We start from the raw sequence: 15,535 nt of genomic DNA on the forward strand, positions 1-15,535 counted from the left end.
CCCCGAATTGTGGAGAATACGCGCACCATTTGTGCAATTTTCTTACGCTAAACTTCGGGGTTTGTTATGACAACAGCAGTAACTGAGCGAAAATACCTAGCCAATGCGATTCGTGCGTTAAGCATGGATGCCGTACAGCAAGCGAATTCTGGGCATCCAGGCGCGCCTATGGGCATGGCGGATATCGCCGAAGTACTGTGGCGCGATTTCTTAAAACATAATCCTGCTAACCCGAACTGGGCGGATCGTGACCGTTTTGTGTTATCAAATGGTCACGGTTCTATGCTGATTTATTCACTATTGCACCTCACCGGTTACGATTTGAGCCTCGACGAGTTGAAAAACTTTCGTCAATTGCACTCAAAAACGCCAGGCCATCCAGAGTATGGTTATGCGCCAGGTATTGAAACCACCACTGGGCCACTTGGTCAAGGCGTGACCAACGCAGTGGGTATGGCACTTGCAGAGAAAACGTTAGCGGCACAGTTTAACCGCCCAGGTCACGACGTAGTCAACCACTATACCTACACCTTCCTTGGTGATGGTTGCTTAATGGAAGGTATTTCTCACGAAGCCTGTTCGCTTGCTGGAACACTGGGGCTTGGTAAGCTAATCGCATTTTATGATGACAACGGCATCTCCATTGATGGTGAGGTTGAAGGCTGGTTTACTGATGATACCGTCAAGCGATTTGAAGCCTACAACTGGCATGTGATTGCTGACGTTGATGGCCATGACGCCAATGCGGTAAAAGCTGCCGTAGAAGCTGCCCGTGCGGAAACCGACAAACCAACACTAATTATCTGCAAAACCATTATCGGCTTCGGCGCACCGAACAAACAAGGCACAGAAAGTTGCCACGGTGCACCATTAGGCGCTGATGAAATTGCTGCAGCGCGTCAGCAGTTAGGCTGGCAACATGGCCCGTTTGAAATTCCGCAAGATGTCTATTCAGCATGGTCGGCACAAGAAGCTGGCGCTGCGGCTGAAACCGAATGGCAACAACGCTTTAATGCCTATGCACAAGAGTTTCCAGAACTAGCGGCTGAATTAAAGCGTCGTTTAGCTGGTGACTTGCCGGCGGATTTCGTTGCTCAAGCCGACGCCTACATTGCCAAATTGCAAGCAGAGCCAGCGGATATCGCAAGCCGTAAAGCATCGCAAAACGCATTGAACACCTATGGCCCGTTATTACCAGAACTACTAGGCGGTTCTGCAGATTTAGCCGGTTCCAACTTAACATTATGGAGCGGTTCCAAGGGTGTTAGTAAAGATGACGCCAATGGCAACTATGTGTTCTACGGTGTACGTGAGTTCGGTATGTCGGCGATTATGAACGGTATTGCATTGCATGGTGGTTTTACCCCGTATGGCGCAACCTTCTTAATGTTCATGGAATATGCGCGCAACGCTGTGCGTATGGCTGCATTGATGAAGCAGCAAAGTATTTTTGTCTATACCCACGATTCAATTGGTCTGGGTGAAGACGGACCAACCCATCAGCCGGTTGAGCAAATTGCGAGTTTGCGCCTGACTCCGAATATGAGCACGTGGCGCCCATGCGACCAAGTGGAATCAGCGGTGGCATGGAAATATGCCTTAACACGCAAAAATGGGCCAACGTCGCTGATTTTCAGTCGTCAAAACTTGGCGCAACAGCAACGCGATAGTGAGCAACTGAAAAATATCGAGCGCGGTGGTTATGTGTTGCTTGATTGTGAGCAAACGCCAGAACTTATCTTCATTGCGACTGGCTCAGAAGTTGCGCTAGCTGTGAGTGCCGCGAAGTCGTTACAAGCGTCAGGGCATCAAGTACGTGTCGTTTCAATGCCGGCAACGGATGTCTTTGAGCAACAAGATGCGGCTTATCGTGAGCAGGTGTTACCGAGCAATGTGACCAAGCGCATCGCGGTTGAGGCTGGAATTGCTGATTACTGGTACAAATACGTTGGCTTAAATGGTCGTATTGTTGGTATGACTAGTTTTGGTGAATCAGCGCCAGCAGGCGATTTGTTTAAACACTTTGGCTTCACAACCGAAAACGTTATTGCGACTGCACAGGAACTTCTAAACGCATGAGTGTAAAACCGGCACGTATTGCTATTAATGGCTTTGGTCGTATTGGGCGCAGTGTTCTGCGCTCACTCTACGAGCGTGGGTATCGCCAGCATGTAGAGGTGGTAGCCATTAATGAATTAGCGCCGGTTGAAGCAATGGCTCATTTGTTGAAGTACGATACCAGTCATGGGCGTTTTCAAAGCCCTGTGGCAGTTCGCGATGAGCATCATCTAGAAGTGGCAGGCGACAGTATTGTGGTGTCAGCCGAAAGCGAAATCCAGAACTTGAACTGGCACGATATGGCGCTCGATTTAGTGCTCGACTGCACGGGTGTTCATGGCGATCCGGATCACGGTGTCGCATACGAGCAAGTGGGTGTGCCAAAGGTGTTGTTTTCGCAACCCGGCAGTGCCGAATTAGACTTCACGGCTATTTTTGGTGTGAATACGAAAGATCTCAAACCAAGCCATAAATGGGTTTCAAATGGCAGTTGCACCACGAACTGTATCGTTCCTGTCATCAAAGTACTAGACGACGCTTTCGGTATTGATAGCGGTGCGATTACTACGATTCATGCGGCAATGCATGACCAGCAAGTCATCGATGCTTATCACACTGATCCACGATTAGCTCGCGCTGCAGGACGATCAATTATTCCTGTGGATACGCGTTTAGCGCGCGGGATTGAGCGAATTTTACCGAAATTTGCGGGGCGCTTTGAAGCCATACAAGTGCGTGTACCCACCACCAACGTGACCGCAATGGACCTCAGCGTAACGGTGAATACCGCAGTGACTGTGGCCCGCGTCAACGAAGTATTAGCTGATGCGGCGCGCGGTCCCATGGCGAATATCTTAGGGTTTGTTGAAGAACCTTTGGTATCAATCGATTTCAACCACGATCCGCGTTCGAGCATTGTTGATGGCACACAAACACGCGTCGCCGACAAACGGTTGATTAAAGTGCTGTGCTGGTGTGATAACGAATGGGGATTTGCCAACCGCATGTTGGATACTGCGCAAGTTATGCTGGCGCAGAAGTAACGAATAATTTGAATTTAATAAACGAGGCAAAGATATGTCAGCTGTAATTACCATGGCGGATTTAGACCTTGAAGGATTACGAGTTCTCATTCGCGAAGATTTAAACGTACCCATTAAAGATGGCAAGGTTGCCTCTGATGCGCGTTTGCGTGCAGCAATGCCGACTATTCAAGCCGCATTAGATGCTGGCGCGAAAGTTATGGTGATGTCTCATTTGGGACGTCCTGAAGAGGGCGTTTATGCTGCTGAGTTTTCGCTGCAACCAGTTGTCGATTACCTAAACGATGCGCTAGATGTTCCGGTGCGTCTCGCAACAGATTACCTTGATGGTATCGAAGTGAGCACCAACGAAGTGGTGGTGTTTGAGAATATTCGCTTTAATAAAGGCGAGAAGAAAAACGATGACGCGCTGGCACAAAAACTGGCGGCATTGTGTGATGTATTTGTGATGGATGCTTTCGGTACCGCGCATCGTGCACAAGCGTCCACTCATGGCGTAGCTAAATTTGCCGATGTTGCCTGTGCTGGCCCATTGCTGGCTGCAGAACTTGATGCACTGGGTAAAGCTCTGGCGAACCCGGCTCGTCCGTTGGTTGCCATTGTCGGTGGCTCCAAGGTTTCAACCAAGTTGACGGTGTTAGAATCGTTATCAAGCGTGGTTGACCAACTCATTGTTGGCGGTGGTATTGCCAACACCTTCATTGCTGCAGCAGGGCACAACGTGGGTAAGTCGTTGTACGAAGAAGATTTAATCGATGAGGCAAAACGCCTTGTCGCAGCCGCGCAAGCAAAAGGTGGCGATATTCCACTACCCACTGACGTTGTTACCGGCAAAGCATTTAGTGCAGACGCAGAAGCTGAGATCAAAGCGGTTGATACAATTACCGCTGACGACATGGTTTTTGATATTGGCCCAGATACTGCGGCAGCGTTTGCCAAGATTCTTGAACAGGCCGGTACTATTGTTTGGAATGGACCGGTGGGCGTATTTGAATTTGACCAGTTCGGTGAAGGTACGAAAGCGTTAGCGCATGCCATTGCAAACAGTAAAGCGTTCTCGATTGCTGGCGGCGGTGATACGCTTGCAGCAATTGATAAGTACGGTATCGCTGATAAAATCAGTTATATCTCAACCGGCGGTGGTGCATTTTTAGAGTTTTTAGAAGGTAAGAAGTTACCTGCTGTCGCGATTCTGGAAGAACGCGCGTTAAATGGCTAATACGCCAAACCAAATAGGAAATTAGGAGAATAGAATATGGCATTGATTTCATTACGTCAGTTGCTTGATCACGCAGCTGAAAATAACTATGGCGTACCAGCTTTTAACGTGAATAACCTTGAGCAAATGCGTGCAATTATGGAAGCCGCGGACGCCACTGATAGTCCGGTGATTGTGCAGGCATCTGCAGGTGCACGCACCTACGCTGGCGCCCCGTTTTTGCGCCACTTAATTTTGGCTGCCATTGAAGAGTGGCCACATATTCCGGTTGTGATGCATCAAGATCACGGCACTTCACCAGCGATTTGTCAGCGCTCAATCCAGCTTGGCTTTAGCTCAGTGATGATGGATGGCTCGTTAAAAGAAGACGGCAAGACACCAGCAGACTATGACTACAATGTGAAAGTCACTCAGCAAGCAGTAGCAATGGCGCATGCTTGTGGCGTTTCGGTTGAAGGTGAAATTGGTGTTTTGGGTTCACTGGAAACTGGCGAAGCTGGCGAAGAAGATGGTGTTGGTGCAGAAGGTAAGCTAACACATGACCAATTGCTGACCGATCCAGAAGAAGCAGCACAGTTTGTGCGTGCAACGAATGTTGATGCGCTGGCGATTGCTTGTGGTACATCACACGGCGCATACAAATTCTCGCGTCCACCAACAGGTGACATTTTAGCGATCGATCGCATTAAAGAAATCCACAAGCGTATTCCAAACACGCATTTGGTTATGCATGGTTCATCTTCGGTGCCGCAAGAATGGCTCAAGGTTATCAACGAGTTCGGCGGTGAGATTCCGGAAACCTATGGTGTACCGGTAGAGCAAATTGCTGAAGGTATTAAACATGGTGTACGCAAAGTCAACATCGATACCGATTTACGACTTGCCTCAACGGGTGCGATCCGTCGTCACTTAGCGCAAAACACCAGCAACTTCGATCCGCGTAAATACTTAAAAGCATCAACTGATGCCATGTACGAAATTTGTAAGGCGCGTTACGAAGCATTTGGTTGTGCCGGTCAAGCGAGCAAAATTAAGCCTGTATCGCTTGAAGAAATGTTCAAGCGCTATGAACGGGGCGAATTAGACGCTAAAGTGAATTAATTCCCTCTTAGCGAGCGAAACCTTATTCTGTATACTGTAGCGTAAGGTTTCGCAGGAAATTTGAAATTTAAAGATGGACTTGGGGGTCACGTGCGCTTAACACTATTATCAATTACTTTAGTATCCGCTCTTGGTTTAGCTAGCTCACCAGCATCAGCTAGTATTTTTATGTACGACGATGTGAGCGACTTAGATACCGAAACAAAAACTGAATGGGATGCCAGTGCTGAACTCGGTTTACTGTTTACCTCAGGTAACACGGAAACAGAAACCTTCAAGGCAAAACTGAATCTTGCTCGTGATGTAGAAAATTGGCGACACAAAGGCGTTATTGATTACTATCGCTCAGAGCAGCAAGACCAAGCGACCGGTGACACCATTTTGACCGGTGACAAGACCTTCTTGTCAGCCCAAAGTAACTATAAGTTCGCACCGGAAAGCCGTTCTTCTGTGTTTGTCTTTGGCTCGTATGAAGAAGACAAATTCAGTGGTTATGAATACCAAGGTACCTTTGCGATTGGTTATGGTGCTCGCTACCGTTACAGCGAAGCACTTTATGCTGACTACGAAGTGGGTCCTGGTTACTCGGTGAATAAGCCAATCGTTGGCGATGTTCCACAAGAGCAAGAAAGCAGCGCAATTTTGCGTTTAGCCGGTAACCTTGTTTGGGATATTACGAAAAACTCCAAGTTTAATGCGTTAGCGTCAACGGAAGTTGGTGAAGAGAACACAAAAACGCGAGCAGAAGTATCGATTTCTGCCAACGTTAATAGCTCTCTTGCGCTGAAATTCTCAGTGGCGGGCTCGCATAACTCATATCTTGAAGACGTGACGAAAGAAAAACTCGATACCGAAACTGCGGTCACCTTAGTTTATTCTTTCTAAGCCAGTTTAATTAGTATTGCGACGGACTAGAGTCCGTCGCCAATACGCTTTTTCAAATGTATCGGTTCGCGACGTTTGCGAATCCGTAAGTTCAGTAACTCCACCCCTAAGCTAAACGCCATAGCGAAATATACGTAGCCCTTCGGAACGTGGAAGCCTAATCCTTCGCCTACCAGCGTAAAGCCAATCAGTATTAAGAAGCTTAAGGCCAACATCTTAATTGTTGGATGTGCATCGACGAAATCTCCAATCGATTTTGCTGCAACAAGCATGACCAAAACGGCAATAATGACCGCGATAATCATCACGCTAACGTGTTCGACCAAGCCAACCGCGGTAATCACCGAATCTAAAGAAAATACAATATCGATGACCGCAATTTGCGTGATAATTGCGCCAAAAGTTGCGGCTTTTCCAGCTGATTTTTCTGCTTCGCTACCTTCGAGTGAGTGATGGATTTCCAATGTACTTTTAGCGAGCAGGAACAATCCACCACCTAGTAGGATTAAGTCACGCCCAGAAAATGAAAATTCCAAAATTGAAAATAGCGGCTTGGTGAGACCCATAACCCAAACGATAGCTAGGAGTAACGCGATACGCATACCCATGGCCAACATGAGGCCAACTTGTCGTGCTTTTTGACGTTGTGCTTCAGGTAAGCGCCCGACCAGAATCGAGATAAAAATAATATTATCGATGCCGAGAACGATTTCGAGCAGTGTCAACGTCAGTAACGCTAACCAAGCTTCAGGCATCATGATCCATTCAAACATTGCAGGTCTCTCCATGAAGTTAAGTGACTTATTCACAATAAATAGGTTATTGTTTGCGCACAACTGTTAAATTATTCTTTGCGCAGCTTACTAATCTTCGTTAGTATTCGCGCACCTGAATACAGGTATAATTAACGTATATTTCCGCAGCAACAAAGGCGAACTTTTATGTCTGCAAATTCGTTTCTTGGTGTATTTGCCAAGTCACCGATCAAGCCGATGATCGAGCATATTGATCAAGTGCACGATTGTGCGATGACTCTAAAACCTTTTTTCCAAGCCGTATACGCTGGCAACTGGGAAGAAGCTGAAATCCACCGAAAAGAAATCGTCAAAAGAGAAAAAGCTGCTGACGATTTAAAACGCGAAATTCGCTTAAACCTTCCAGGTGGTTTGTTTATGCCGGTTGAGCGTACTGATTTGCTCGAATTAGTATCACAGCAAGACCGCATTGCGAATAAAGCCAAAGACATTTCAGGCTTAATGACTGGCCGCGAAATGCAAATTCCTGCCTCAATGGTTGAAGGTTTCGATGCCTATTTAACCCGTTGCCTTGATGCAACAGACAAAGCGAAAGAGACGATTGGCGAATTTGATGACCTGCTTGAGGTTGGTTTCAAAGGTCGCGAGCGTAATCTCGTTGACAAAATGATTTCTGAATTGGACGAAATTGAACAAGATACTGATGCGTTGCAAGTTAAATTGCGTCGTCAATTGCGCGCACTCGAGCAGGATATGACCCCGCTTGATGCCATGTTCTTGTATCAAATTTTAGATTGGGTTGGTGATTTAGCCGACCTAGCCGAGCGCGTGGGTGCACGTTTTGAGCTCATGCTTGCACGAGTCTAAGTCGGGGTAAAATAGATGGATATTTTAAGCACATATAGCATGACATTGATCGTGCTTGCTGCGGTATTTGGTTTATTTATGGCGTGGGGTATTGGTGCGAATGACGTTGCCAACGCCATGGGAACCTCAGTCGGTTCTAAGGCCTTGACCATTAAGCAAGCCATTATTGTTGCAATGATTTTCGAGTTTGCCGGTGCGTATTTGGCGGGTGGCGAAGTCACCTCAACGATTCGCAAAGGCATTATCGAATCAGCCTATTTCGTTGACACACCAGAGTTACTCGTATTTGGTATGATCGGCTCTTTGTTGGCCGCAGGAACTTGGTTGCTAATCGCTTCTTGGGCCGGTTGGCCGGTATCAACAACCCATTCAATCATTGGTGCCATTGTTGGCTTCTCAGCCGTTGGTGTTGGGGTTGAATCGGTGAACTGGAGTTCAGTTGTCGGTATTATTGGTAGTTGGGTTATTACACCAATGATTGCCGGTATCATTGCCTACTTTGTATTTTTAAGTGCACAAAAGCTTATTTTTGATAGCGAAAACCCATTAAACATGGCGAAACGTTATGTCCCATTCTATATGGCATTAACGGGCTTCATGATCTCTTTGGTGACGATCAAGAAGGGCTTGAAGCATGTTGGCATTGAGCTGACTAGTTTCGAAGGATACTCGCTAGCTATCGGTATTGCAGTCGTTGTCGGCGTGTTAGGTAAGATTCTAATTTCGCGTTTGAAATTTGATCCAGCTGCCGACAAAAACATGCACTACACCAACGTTGAAAAAGTATTCGCCATTTTGATGATTGTTACAGCTTGTGCCATGGCATTTGCGCATGGTTCAAACGACGTTGCCAATGCGATCGGTCCACTAGCTGCGGTTGTTAGCGTGGTCGAAAGTGGCGGTGAAATCGCTTCAAAAGCAAAACTAGCATGGTGGGTTCTCCCGGTTGGTGCATTTGGTATTGTGCTCGGTTTGGCCATGCTTGGCCGTCGCGTTATTGCAACAATCGGTAAAGGAATTACACACTTAACGCCAAGCCGTGGTTTCGCGGCTGAATTGGCTGCTGCAACAACGGTTGTTATCGCATCTGGTACAGGCTTACCAATTTCAACTACACAAACATTAGTTGGTGCTGTCTTGGGTGTTGGTATGGCGCGCGGTATTGCCGCGTTGAACCTCGGCGTTGTGCGTAATATCGTCGTGTCATGGGTCGTGACATTGCCGGCCGGCGCTATCATGTCGATTATTTTCTTCTTCATTATTAAGGCAGCCTTTGGCGCTTAATGACTGAAGAAATAAAAAAAGAGTACTTCGGTGCTCTTTTTTTGATCCAGTTTTTGATAAAGCAACGTACATATATCAACCGGTCACCCTGATCGGTTGTCATCTCGTTTTTAGCGCGCCCCTTTCGGCGCGCTTTTTTTTGTCTATAGCCTCATGCACGTATTTGCAGAGCTTTTTTTCACCAGCCAAAAACGGTAAAGTACGCGCCAATTGAAATTGTGATGAAACCGCCATGAACGTTAAAGACTTTAGTTTCGAATTGCCCGATGAGTTGATCGCTCGCTATCCACAACCGGAGCGTAGCGCTAGCCGATTGTTATGCCTCAATGGCACAACCGGTACTGTCGCACATGAAACCTTCAAAAATATCGTTGCACATATTCGCCCCGGTGATTTGTTGATCTTTAACGATACTCGCGTTATTCCAGCGCGCATGCTAGGTGAGAAAGTTTCTGGTGGAAAAGTCGAAGTATTGGTTGAGCGGATTATTGACGAGCACCGGGTGCTTGCGCATTTGCGGAGTAATCGCTCACCGAAACCTGGCGCGAAAATGATACTTGAGGGCGCAGTCGAAGTAGAAATGATCGGCCGCCAAGATGCCTTGTTCGAATTGCAATTCAATACCGAAGAACCAGTATTAAACGTGCTTGAGCAATATGGCCATATGCCATTGCCACCGTATATCGATCGGCCAGATGAAGACAGCGACCGCGAACGTTATCAAACGGTTTACAATAAAAAGCCTGGTGCCGTGGCAGCGCCGACTGCAGGCTTGCATTTCGATGAATCCATATTGAACCAGCTACGCGAGAAAGGTGCTGAATTTGCATACGTTACGTTGCATGTTGGCGCAGGAACTTTTCAACCGGTGCGCGTGGATAACATTGAAGAGCACCATATGCACAGCGAATACGCAGAAGTGCCTGAAGAGACTATTGCCGCCATTGAGGCAACTCGTGCCCGTGGCGGGCGGGTGATTGCAGTCGGTACAACCTCAGTCCGTTCACTTGAATCTGCCGCACAAGCGGCAAAGCAAAAAGGTGAACCACTACAGCCGTTCTTTTCCGATACCGATATCTTTATCTATCCGGGTTACGAATTCCAAGTCGTGGACGCCATGATTACCAACTTCCATCTGCCTGAATCGACACTGATTATGTTGGTTTCGGCGTTTGCAGGACGAGAACACGTATTAGCTGCGTATGCTGCTGCGGTACAAGAACGCTACCGTTTCTTCAGTTACGGTGATGCGATGTTTGTGACCCGAACTGAGCGCTAAGGTATACTACGCACCTCGGACTGTTTTTCCGTGATAACTTGTCGGTGAAAAAAAATGAAATTTGAATTGTTAAAAACCTCGGGCAAAGCGCGCCGTGGTCGTATGGTTTTTGAGCGTGGTGTGGTTGAAACGCCAGCGTTTATGCCAGTTGGAACCGCCGGTACCGTCAAAGGTATGACGCCAGAAGAAGTGGCAGCAACCGGCGCTCAAATCTGTTTAGGCAACACCTTCCACTTAATGCTACGCCCAGGCACCTCGATTATTAAGCAGCATGGTGATTTGCATGATTTTATGAATTGGGACAAACCTATTTTGACCGATTCAGGTGGCTTTCAGGTATTTAGCCTCGGCGAACTTCGTAAAATCACGGAAGAGGGAGCAACTTTCCGCTCACCGATTAATGGCGAGAAAATTTTACTAACGCCAGAAAAATCAATGGAAGTGCAGCGTGACCTTGGTTCTGACATTGTCATGATTTTTGACGAATGCACACCTTATCCCGCGACCCAAGCTGAAGCACGCTCTTCAATGGAGCTATCGTTACGTTGGGCTGAGCGCTCAAAAGCTGCCCATGGTGATAATCCATCGGCGCTGTTTGGAATCATTCAAGGTGGCATGTACGAAGAGTTACGAACCATCTCTCTCGAAGGTCTGACTAATATCGGTTTTGATGGTTATGCTATCGGTGGCTTGTCAGTTGGTGAGCCCAAAGCAGACATGATGCGCATTTTGGATCATATCGCGCCAGAGATGCCGGTTGATAAGCCACGCTATTTGATGGGCGTTGGAAAACCGGAAGATTTGGTAGAAGCGGTGCGTCGTGGTGTGGATATGTTTGACTGCGTCATGCCTACCCGAAATGCCCGTAACGGCCATCTGTTTGTCAGTAATGGCGTGGTTAAAATTCGAAATGCCGTGCATCGTACTGATACTGGGCCATTGGACCCTGAGTGCGATTGTTGCACCTGTAAAAACTACTCGCGTGCTTATTTACATCACTTGGACCGCTCAAACGAAATGCTTGGTGGACGTTTAAATACCATTCACAACCTGCATTTCTATCAAAAGGTTATGCAAGATTTACGTGATGCCATTGAAGCCGATCGGTTAGATGATCATGTTGCTGAGTTTTATGCGAAACGCGGCATGGAAGTACCCGCGCTTAAATAGCGCGGGCAATATCGATAACATATGGCTTGATGCCGGCGAAGAAAAACTCGACGGCAATCAACATCACAATTAAGCCCATCAAGCGCATTAATATTTTACTTCCGCTACGACCAAGCCTTGCCATTAATTGACGCCCAGTTGCCAATAAAAACGCAGTTAAAATACACACAGCAATAATTGCAGCGAATAAGCTGATGGTATTTGAAGTTGCAGGACTTTCCTGAATAAACAAGATAACCATAGTGATGGCACCTGGACCAGCAACCATCGGGATACCGATAGGTGTCACTGCCACGTCAGAGCCAAAATCGCTTTCAGTTTCACCATCAACGCGTTTTGGTACGGTGCGACCACGGAGCATTTCGAAACCCATCACAAAGAATAAAATACCGCCCGCAACGCGTAAGCCGTTCACAGATATATTAAAAAAGCTAAAGATCGCCTCACCAACGAGTGCGAATACACATAGTGCAATACAAGCCGTAATTGCGGCACGCATCGCAACCCAACGCGCAGCTTTTGGCGCCATGGCTTCGGTTAACGCAATGTAGATTGGAACCGCTGCAATAGGGTTAATCATGGTGAACAGCGAAGTGAACTGAAATAAAAAGGTATCCAACATGACAAGCTCCGAGCAAAGTGTGAGGACACAATATAAGTGCACATAGTGTACAAACTAATGAGCAGAACTGCATGATTTTTAAATTATTTTAGAAAATACTTAAGTACAACGTCAGTTTTCGTCGCATAGTTGTGCGAAAATTAAATCGAACTGACCTGTTAAGGTGGTTCATAACGCTATCGGAAGTGCTGCCGCACCCCAATGTGAGCCTGTTCAGCCTGTCTCACAGCGGCGGAGCTTCCACCTCTCAATACATTCCGATTTAAATTGATCTTGGGCTTTACATCAGGATCTGAACTCGCTACAATTCAGCACCAAATTTAATCGTGGTGGTTATTTATTAACCAGTTTTACAAATCCACAGTTGATTCAACCAATTCAACAACAGAATTTTCATTGAGGTGAGATTTTAATGCCAGTTGTTAAAGTAAAAGAAAACGAGCCGTTTGACGTAGCTTTGCGTCGCTTTAAGCGCTCTTGCGAGAAAGCAGGTGTATTATCGGAAGTTCGTCGTCGTGAATTCTACGAGAAGCCAACTTCTGAGCGTAAGCGCAAAAAAGCAGCTGCGGTTAAGCGTCACGCGAAAAAATTGTCGCGTGAAAATGCACGTCGCACTCGTCTGTACTAAGTAACTGGTGTGTCACTGGTAACGTAGCGATAACGCCACTTGCGTTTCACTACAGCACAGACCTCGAAGAGCCGGAATGAGTTTGACTCAGTCCGGCTTTTTCATATCTGGGTTGCACCAATTCCAACAGCGAGTACAATTCTAGCTTCGCAATTTCACCATCACGCAACACAGGCAGACCATGGCAGGTTTAATTCCAAAGAGCTTTATTCACGATCTCATTGAACGTGCTGATGTTGTAGAGATTGTCGATAGCCGAGTTCCGCTGAAAAAGGCTGGTCGTAATTACCAAGCCTGCTGCCCATTTCATAATGAAAAGTCACCAAGTTTTACGGTGGCGCCTGACAAGCAGTTTTATCATTGCTTCGGTTGCGGTGAGCATGGAAATGCGCTTGATTTTTTAATGAAATTCGATGGGCTTGAGTTTCCTGAAGCCGTTGAAGAACTCGCGCATATGCTTGGGCTTGAAGTACCGAGAGAAACGTCAAGTAATCCTGTCGCTGATGCCCGTAAGCGGGCGCAAGAATCAAGTGACTATGAACAAATGGAGCGGGCGTCGAAGTTTTTTGCTCACCAACTCCGTCATCATACCAACTCAAGCCGTGTCATCGATTACCTCAAAGGGCGTGGACTCAGTGGCGATATCGTTAAGCAGTTTCAAATTGGCTATGCACCAGATGGCTGGGATGGTTTGCTCAGTGCGTTAGGATCCGACCAACGATCAAAACAGCAATTAGTTGATCTGAAGCTAGTTAATCAGAATGATCAGGGTCGCCTTTATGACTTCTTCCGCGACCGCGTGATGTTTCCGATTCGCGATAGACGTGGCCGTGTTGTCGGTTTTGGTGGACGTATACTCGAGGGCGATGGCCCAAAGTATTTAAACTCGCCGGAAACCAGAATTTTTCATAAAGGCCGTGAGCTTTATGGTTTCTATGAAGCTCGGCAGGCCAATCGCGAGCTGGAACAGGTCGTTATCGTTGAGGGTTACATGGACGTGGTCGCATTAGCACAAGCTGGCATCAGCTTTGCTGTCGCATCGCTTGGCACTGCAACAACGACCGAACAATTACAGATGCTGTTTCGCGCCACACGTAAAGTCGTGTGTTGTTACGATGGCGATCGCGCCGGCAGAGACGCCGCCTGGCGAGCCTTAGAAAATGCCTTGCCACTGCTTAATGACGGTATTGAGTTGAGCTTCTTGTTTCTTCCCGACGGCGAAGATCCAGATACCTTGGTACGCAAAGAGGGTGCTGACGAATTTGCCCGCCGTTTGCAGCAAGCGCAAAGTTTCACCGATTATTTTTTCGCACATTTAACCGAAACCATTGATGTTCAATCGGATGCTGGAAAGTCATTACTGCTGAAGCAAGCCAAACCGCTCATTGAACGGATTGCCAGTGACTTCTATCGTGAAACTTTGATGGAACGCTTAGCACGGTTGCTGCGCCGTGAAACCTCGCAACTCGAAGCACAAATTAAAGCCCCAGAACGCGCGAAGCCCGAGCGTTCGACGCTCAAAATGACACCGATGCGCCGAGCCATTGGGTTATTAGTTCAACATCCCGAAATTGGCCGCGAGATTCCGCTACATGCAGAGTTAAAAGCATTGAAGCAACCCGGTATCGATTTGTTGTTGAAGCTGCATGAGCAGACGCATGCACAATCGTTAACCTCAGCTCAAATATTAGAGTTATGGCGAGGAGAGCCGGAAGAGAAGGCTCTGCGTCAATTGGCGCTTTGGGAGCATCATCTTGATGCCGAAAAAGCAGTCCACGAATTCTTCGATATCTTCGCTTACTTCATTGATTTGTTTGTTGAACAACGAGCCAATGAACTGCTCGAAAAGGAACGTACTGCGCCATTGAGCAAATCGGAAAAGCAAGAATATCTCACCTTGTTGCAATATCTGAAAGATCGTGAAAAGCGCTAATAGCCGTTAGAAATTGCCACAAATTAGTAGTTTCCACTATCGCGAAAACTCATCAAATCGTTAAAAACCCAATAAAAACAACACAGTAGGATTATGGCATTAGTCTTGCATAACCTCTTGTGTACAAAACATAAATCAAATTCGAATAACAATTAGGAGTAAAACATGAAGTTCCCAAAATTAGCCATGGTCGGTGCTGTTGTTATCTTGTCTGCTGGATTACACGGCTGCGTGATTGCAGTTAATGGCGACGGTGAAAATTACAGCACGAGTGATAGTGTCAGCAAAAAAGAAGCCAGCAATCGCGCTGCAATCGCATCATTCACTGACGGCATGACCGTTGAAACCGTGCAAAATGAATTGGGCACGCCTGAATTTTCAGATTTGTGGACCGTCGATAACGTACGTTATCGCGTACTTTACTATCGCACTCAGCGCGTTCATGCCGATGGGAATACGACACGTGACGAATGCACGCCAATAGTCTTTGCGAATGGCAATTTAATTGGCACAGGCGAATTAGCGTTATCACGGATTCCTCAGAATAACTGATTAAATTCTGGCTGAAAACGACAGTATCTGCTACAATTTCCGGTCTTGAATTTTATACCTCACGCACTCATCTAATTAGAGTACATATTCGTACCTATTTGAGTCGCCGTAAGTTTAAGACCGGTTACATTTCTCATTA

The 15,535-nt window shown here is 46.9% G+C and carries 14 protein-coding genes; 12 read left to right on the forward strand and 2 right to left on the reverse strand.

All coding sequences use genetic code 11. From position 1 onward, the window contains the following. Nucleotides 1-66: 66 nt before the first annotated feature. From tkt to CWI82_RS10385, 5 genes are all read left to right on the forward strand, one after another. The gene (gene tkt, locus CWI82_RS10365; protein ID WP_130203483.1) at nt 67-2,079 is read left to right on the forward strand and encodes a transketolase; all 2,013 of its coding nucleotides are present in this window, start codon (nt 67-69) and stop codon (nt 2,077-2,079) included. Beyond that, a complete protein-coding gene (locus tag CWI82_RS10370) occupies nt 2,076-3,101 on the forward strand; it encodes a glyceraldehyde 3-phosphate dehydrogenase NAD-binding domain-containing protein (RefSeq protein ID WP_130203484.1) in 1,026 nt (341 codons plus the stop codon). Before tkt ends, CWI82_RS10370 begins: the two co-directional genes overlap by 4 nt. A 34-nt stretch (nt 3,102-3,135) precedes the next feature. Further along, complete coding sequence (locus CWI82_RS10375) at nt 3,136-4,320, forward strand: phosphoglycerate kinase (protein WP_130203485.1); 1,185 nt, start codon at nt 3,136-3,138, stop codon at nt 4,318-4,320. A gap of 36 nt (nt 4,321-4,356) precedes the next feature. Further along, nucleotides 4,357-5,421, forward strand: a complete 1,065-nt coding sequence (fba, locus tag CWI82_RS10380; RefSeq protein ID WP_092858522.1) for a class II fructose-bisphosphate aldolase — start codon at nt 4,357-4,359, stop codon at nt 5,419-5,421. Between the two features lie 90 nt (nt 5,422-5,511). Further along, the gene (locus CWI82_RS10385) at nt 5,512-6,306 is read left to right on the forward strand and encodes a DUF481 domain-containing protein (RefSeq protein ID WP_233340252.1); all 795 of its coding nucleotides are present in this window, start codon (nt 5,512-5,514) and stop codon (nt 6,304-6,306) included. Between the two features lie 26 nt (nt 6,307-6,332). Here CWI82_RS10385 and CWI82_RS10390 read toward each other — a convergent pair whose 3' ends face one another. Beyond that, nucleotides 6,333-7,079, reverse strand: coding sequence for a TerC family protein (locus CWI82_RS10390; protein ID WP_130203486.1), 747 nt, complete (start codon nt 7,077-7,079; stop codon nt 6,333-6,335). A gap of 168 nt (nt 7,080-7,247) precedes the next feature. On the opposite strand from CWI82_RS10390, the gene CWI82_RS10395 reads away from it, so the two are divergent. From CWI82_RS10395 to tgt, 4 genes are all read left to right on the forward strand, one after another. Beyond that, nucleotides 7,248-7,928 (forward strand): TIGR00153 family protein, encoded by a 681-nt coding sequence (locus CWI82_RS10395; RefSeq protein ID WP_130203487.1) that lies wholly within the window; start codon nt 7,248-7,250, stop codon nt 7,926-7,928. A gap of 15 nt (nt 7,929-7,943) precedes the next feature. Continuing rightward, nucleotides 7,944-9,212, forward strand: coding sequence for an inorganic phosphate transporter (locus CWI82_RS10400; protein WP_130203488.1), 1,269 nt, complete (start codon nt 7,944-7,946; stop codon nt 9,210-9,212). A gap of 232 nt (nt 9,213-9,444) precedes the next feature. Further along, entirely contained in the window at nt 9,445-10,491 is a 1,047-nt protein-coding gene (queA, locus tag CWI82_RS10405; protein WP_130203489.1) for a tRNA preQ1(34) S-adenosylmethionine ribosyltransferase-isomerase QueA, read from the forward strand. Nucleotides 10,492-10,545: 54 nt separating this feature from the next. Then, nucleotides 10,546-11,661, forward strand: a complete 1,116-nt coding sequence (gene tgt / locus CWI82_RS10410) for a tRNA guanosine(34) transglycosylase Tgt (protein WP_130203490.1) — start codon at nt 10,546-10,548, stop codon at nt 11,659-11,661. On the opposite strand, the gene CWI82_RS10415 is transcribed toward tgt, so the two are convergent. Next, nucleotides 11,654-12,283 (reverse strand): MarC family protein, encoded by a 630-nt coding sequence (locus tag CWI82_RS10415; RefSeq protein ID WP_130203491.1) that lies wholly within the window; start codon nt 12,281-12,283, stop codon nt 11,654-11,656. The two genes, tgt and CWI82_RS10415, sit on opposite strands and share 8 nt — an antisense overlap. A gap of 412 nt (nt 12,284-12,695) precedes the next feature. On the opposite strand from CWI82_RS10415, the gene rpsU reads away from it, so the two are divergent. The 3 genes from rpsU to CWI82_RS10430 all read left to right on the forward strand — a co-directional run bounded on the left by rpsU (nt 12,696) and on the right by CWI82_RS10430 (nt 15,396). Beyond that, the gene (rpsU, locus tag CWI82_RS10420; protein WP_034733010.1) at nt 12,696-12,911 is read left to right on the forward strand and encodes a 30S ribosomal protein S21; all 216 of its coding nucleotides are present in this window, start codon (nt 12,696-12,698) and stop codon (nt 12,909-12,911) included. A gap of 181 nt (nt 12,912-13,092) precedes the next feature. Further along, complete coding sequence (gene dnaG, locus CWI82_RS10425) at nt 13,093-14,844, forward strand: DNA primase (RefSeq protein WP_130203492.1); 1,752 nt, start codon at nt 13,093-13,095, stop codon at nt 14,842-14,844. A 165-nt stretch (nt 14,845-15,009) separates the two neighbouring features. Next, nucleotides 15,010-15,396, forward strand: coding sequence for a DUF3192 domain-containing protein (locus CWI82_RS10430; protein ID WP_130203493.1), 387 nt, complete (start codon nt 15,010-15,012; stop codon nt 15,394-15,396). The last annotated feature ends 139 nt before the right edge of the window (nt 15,397-15,535 follow it).

This window comes from Pseudidiomarina tainanensis (genome assembly GCF_004214835.1).
Classification (GTDB): domain Bacteria; phylum Pseudomonadota; class Gammaproteobacteria; order Enterobacterales; family Alteromonadaceae; genus Pseudidiomarina; species Pseudidiomarina tainanensis.

Excerpts from the sequence above, each read along its gene's own strand:
- tkt (WP_130203483.1), top strand. The coding sequence starts at position 67 with ATGACAACAGCAGTAACTGAGCGAAAATACCTAGCCAATGCGATTCGT.
- CWI82_RS10370 (WP_130203484.1), top strand. The coding sequence starts at position 2,076 with ATGAGTGTAAAACCGGCACGTATTGCTATTAATGGCTTTGGTCGTATT.
- CWI82_RS10375 (WP_130203485.1), top strand. The coding sequence starts at position 3,136 with ATGTCAGCTGTAATTACCATGGCGGATTTAGACCTTGAAGGATTACGA.
- fba (WP_092858522.1), top strand. The coding sequence starts at position 4,357 with ATGGCATTGATTTCATTACGTCAGTTGCTTGATCACGCAGCTGAAAAT.
- CWI82_RS10390 (WP_130203486.1), bottom strand. The coding sequence starts at position 7,079 with ATGTTTGAATGGATCATGATGCCTGAAGCTTGGTTAGCGTTACTGACG.
- CWI82_RS10395 (WP_130203487.1), top strand. The coding sequence starts at position 7,248 with ATGTCTGCAAATTCGTTTCTTGGTGTATTTGCCAAGTCACCGATCAAG.
- CWI82_RS10400 (WP_130203488.1), top strand. The coding sequence starts at position 7,944 with ATGGATATTTTAAGCACATATAGCATGACATTGATCGTGCTTGCTGCG.
- queA (WP_130203489.1), top strand. The coding sequence starts at position 9,445 with ATGAACGTTAAAGACTTTAGTTTCGAATTGCCCGATGAGTTGATCGCT.
- tgt (WP_130203490.1), top strand. The coding sequence starts at position 10,546 with ATGAAATTTGAATTGTTAAAAACCTCGGGCAAAGCGCGCCGTGGTCGT.
- CWI82_RS10415 (WP_130203491.1), bottom strand. The coding sequence starts at position 12,283 with ATGTTGGATACCTTTTTATTTCAGTTCACTTCGCTGTTCACCATGATT.
- rpsU (WP_034733010.1), top strand. The coding sequence starts at position 12,696 with ATGCCAGTTGTTAAAGTAAAAGAAAACGAGCCGTTTGACGTAGCTTTG.
- dnaG (WP_130203492.1), top strand. The coding sequence starts at position 13,093 with ATGGCAGGTTTAATTCCAAAGAGCTTTATTCACGATCTCATTGAACGT.
- CWI82_RS10430 (WP_130203493.1), top strand. The coding sequence starts at position 15,010 with ATGAAGTTCCCAAAATTAGCCATGGTCGGTGCTGTTGTTATCTTGTCT.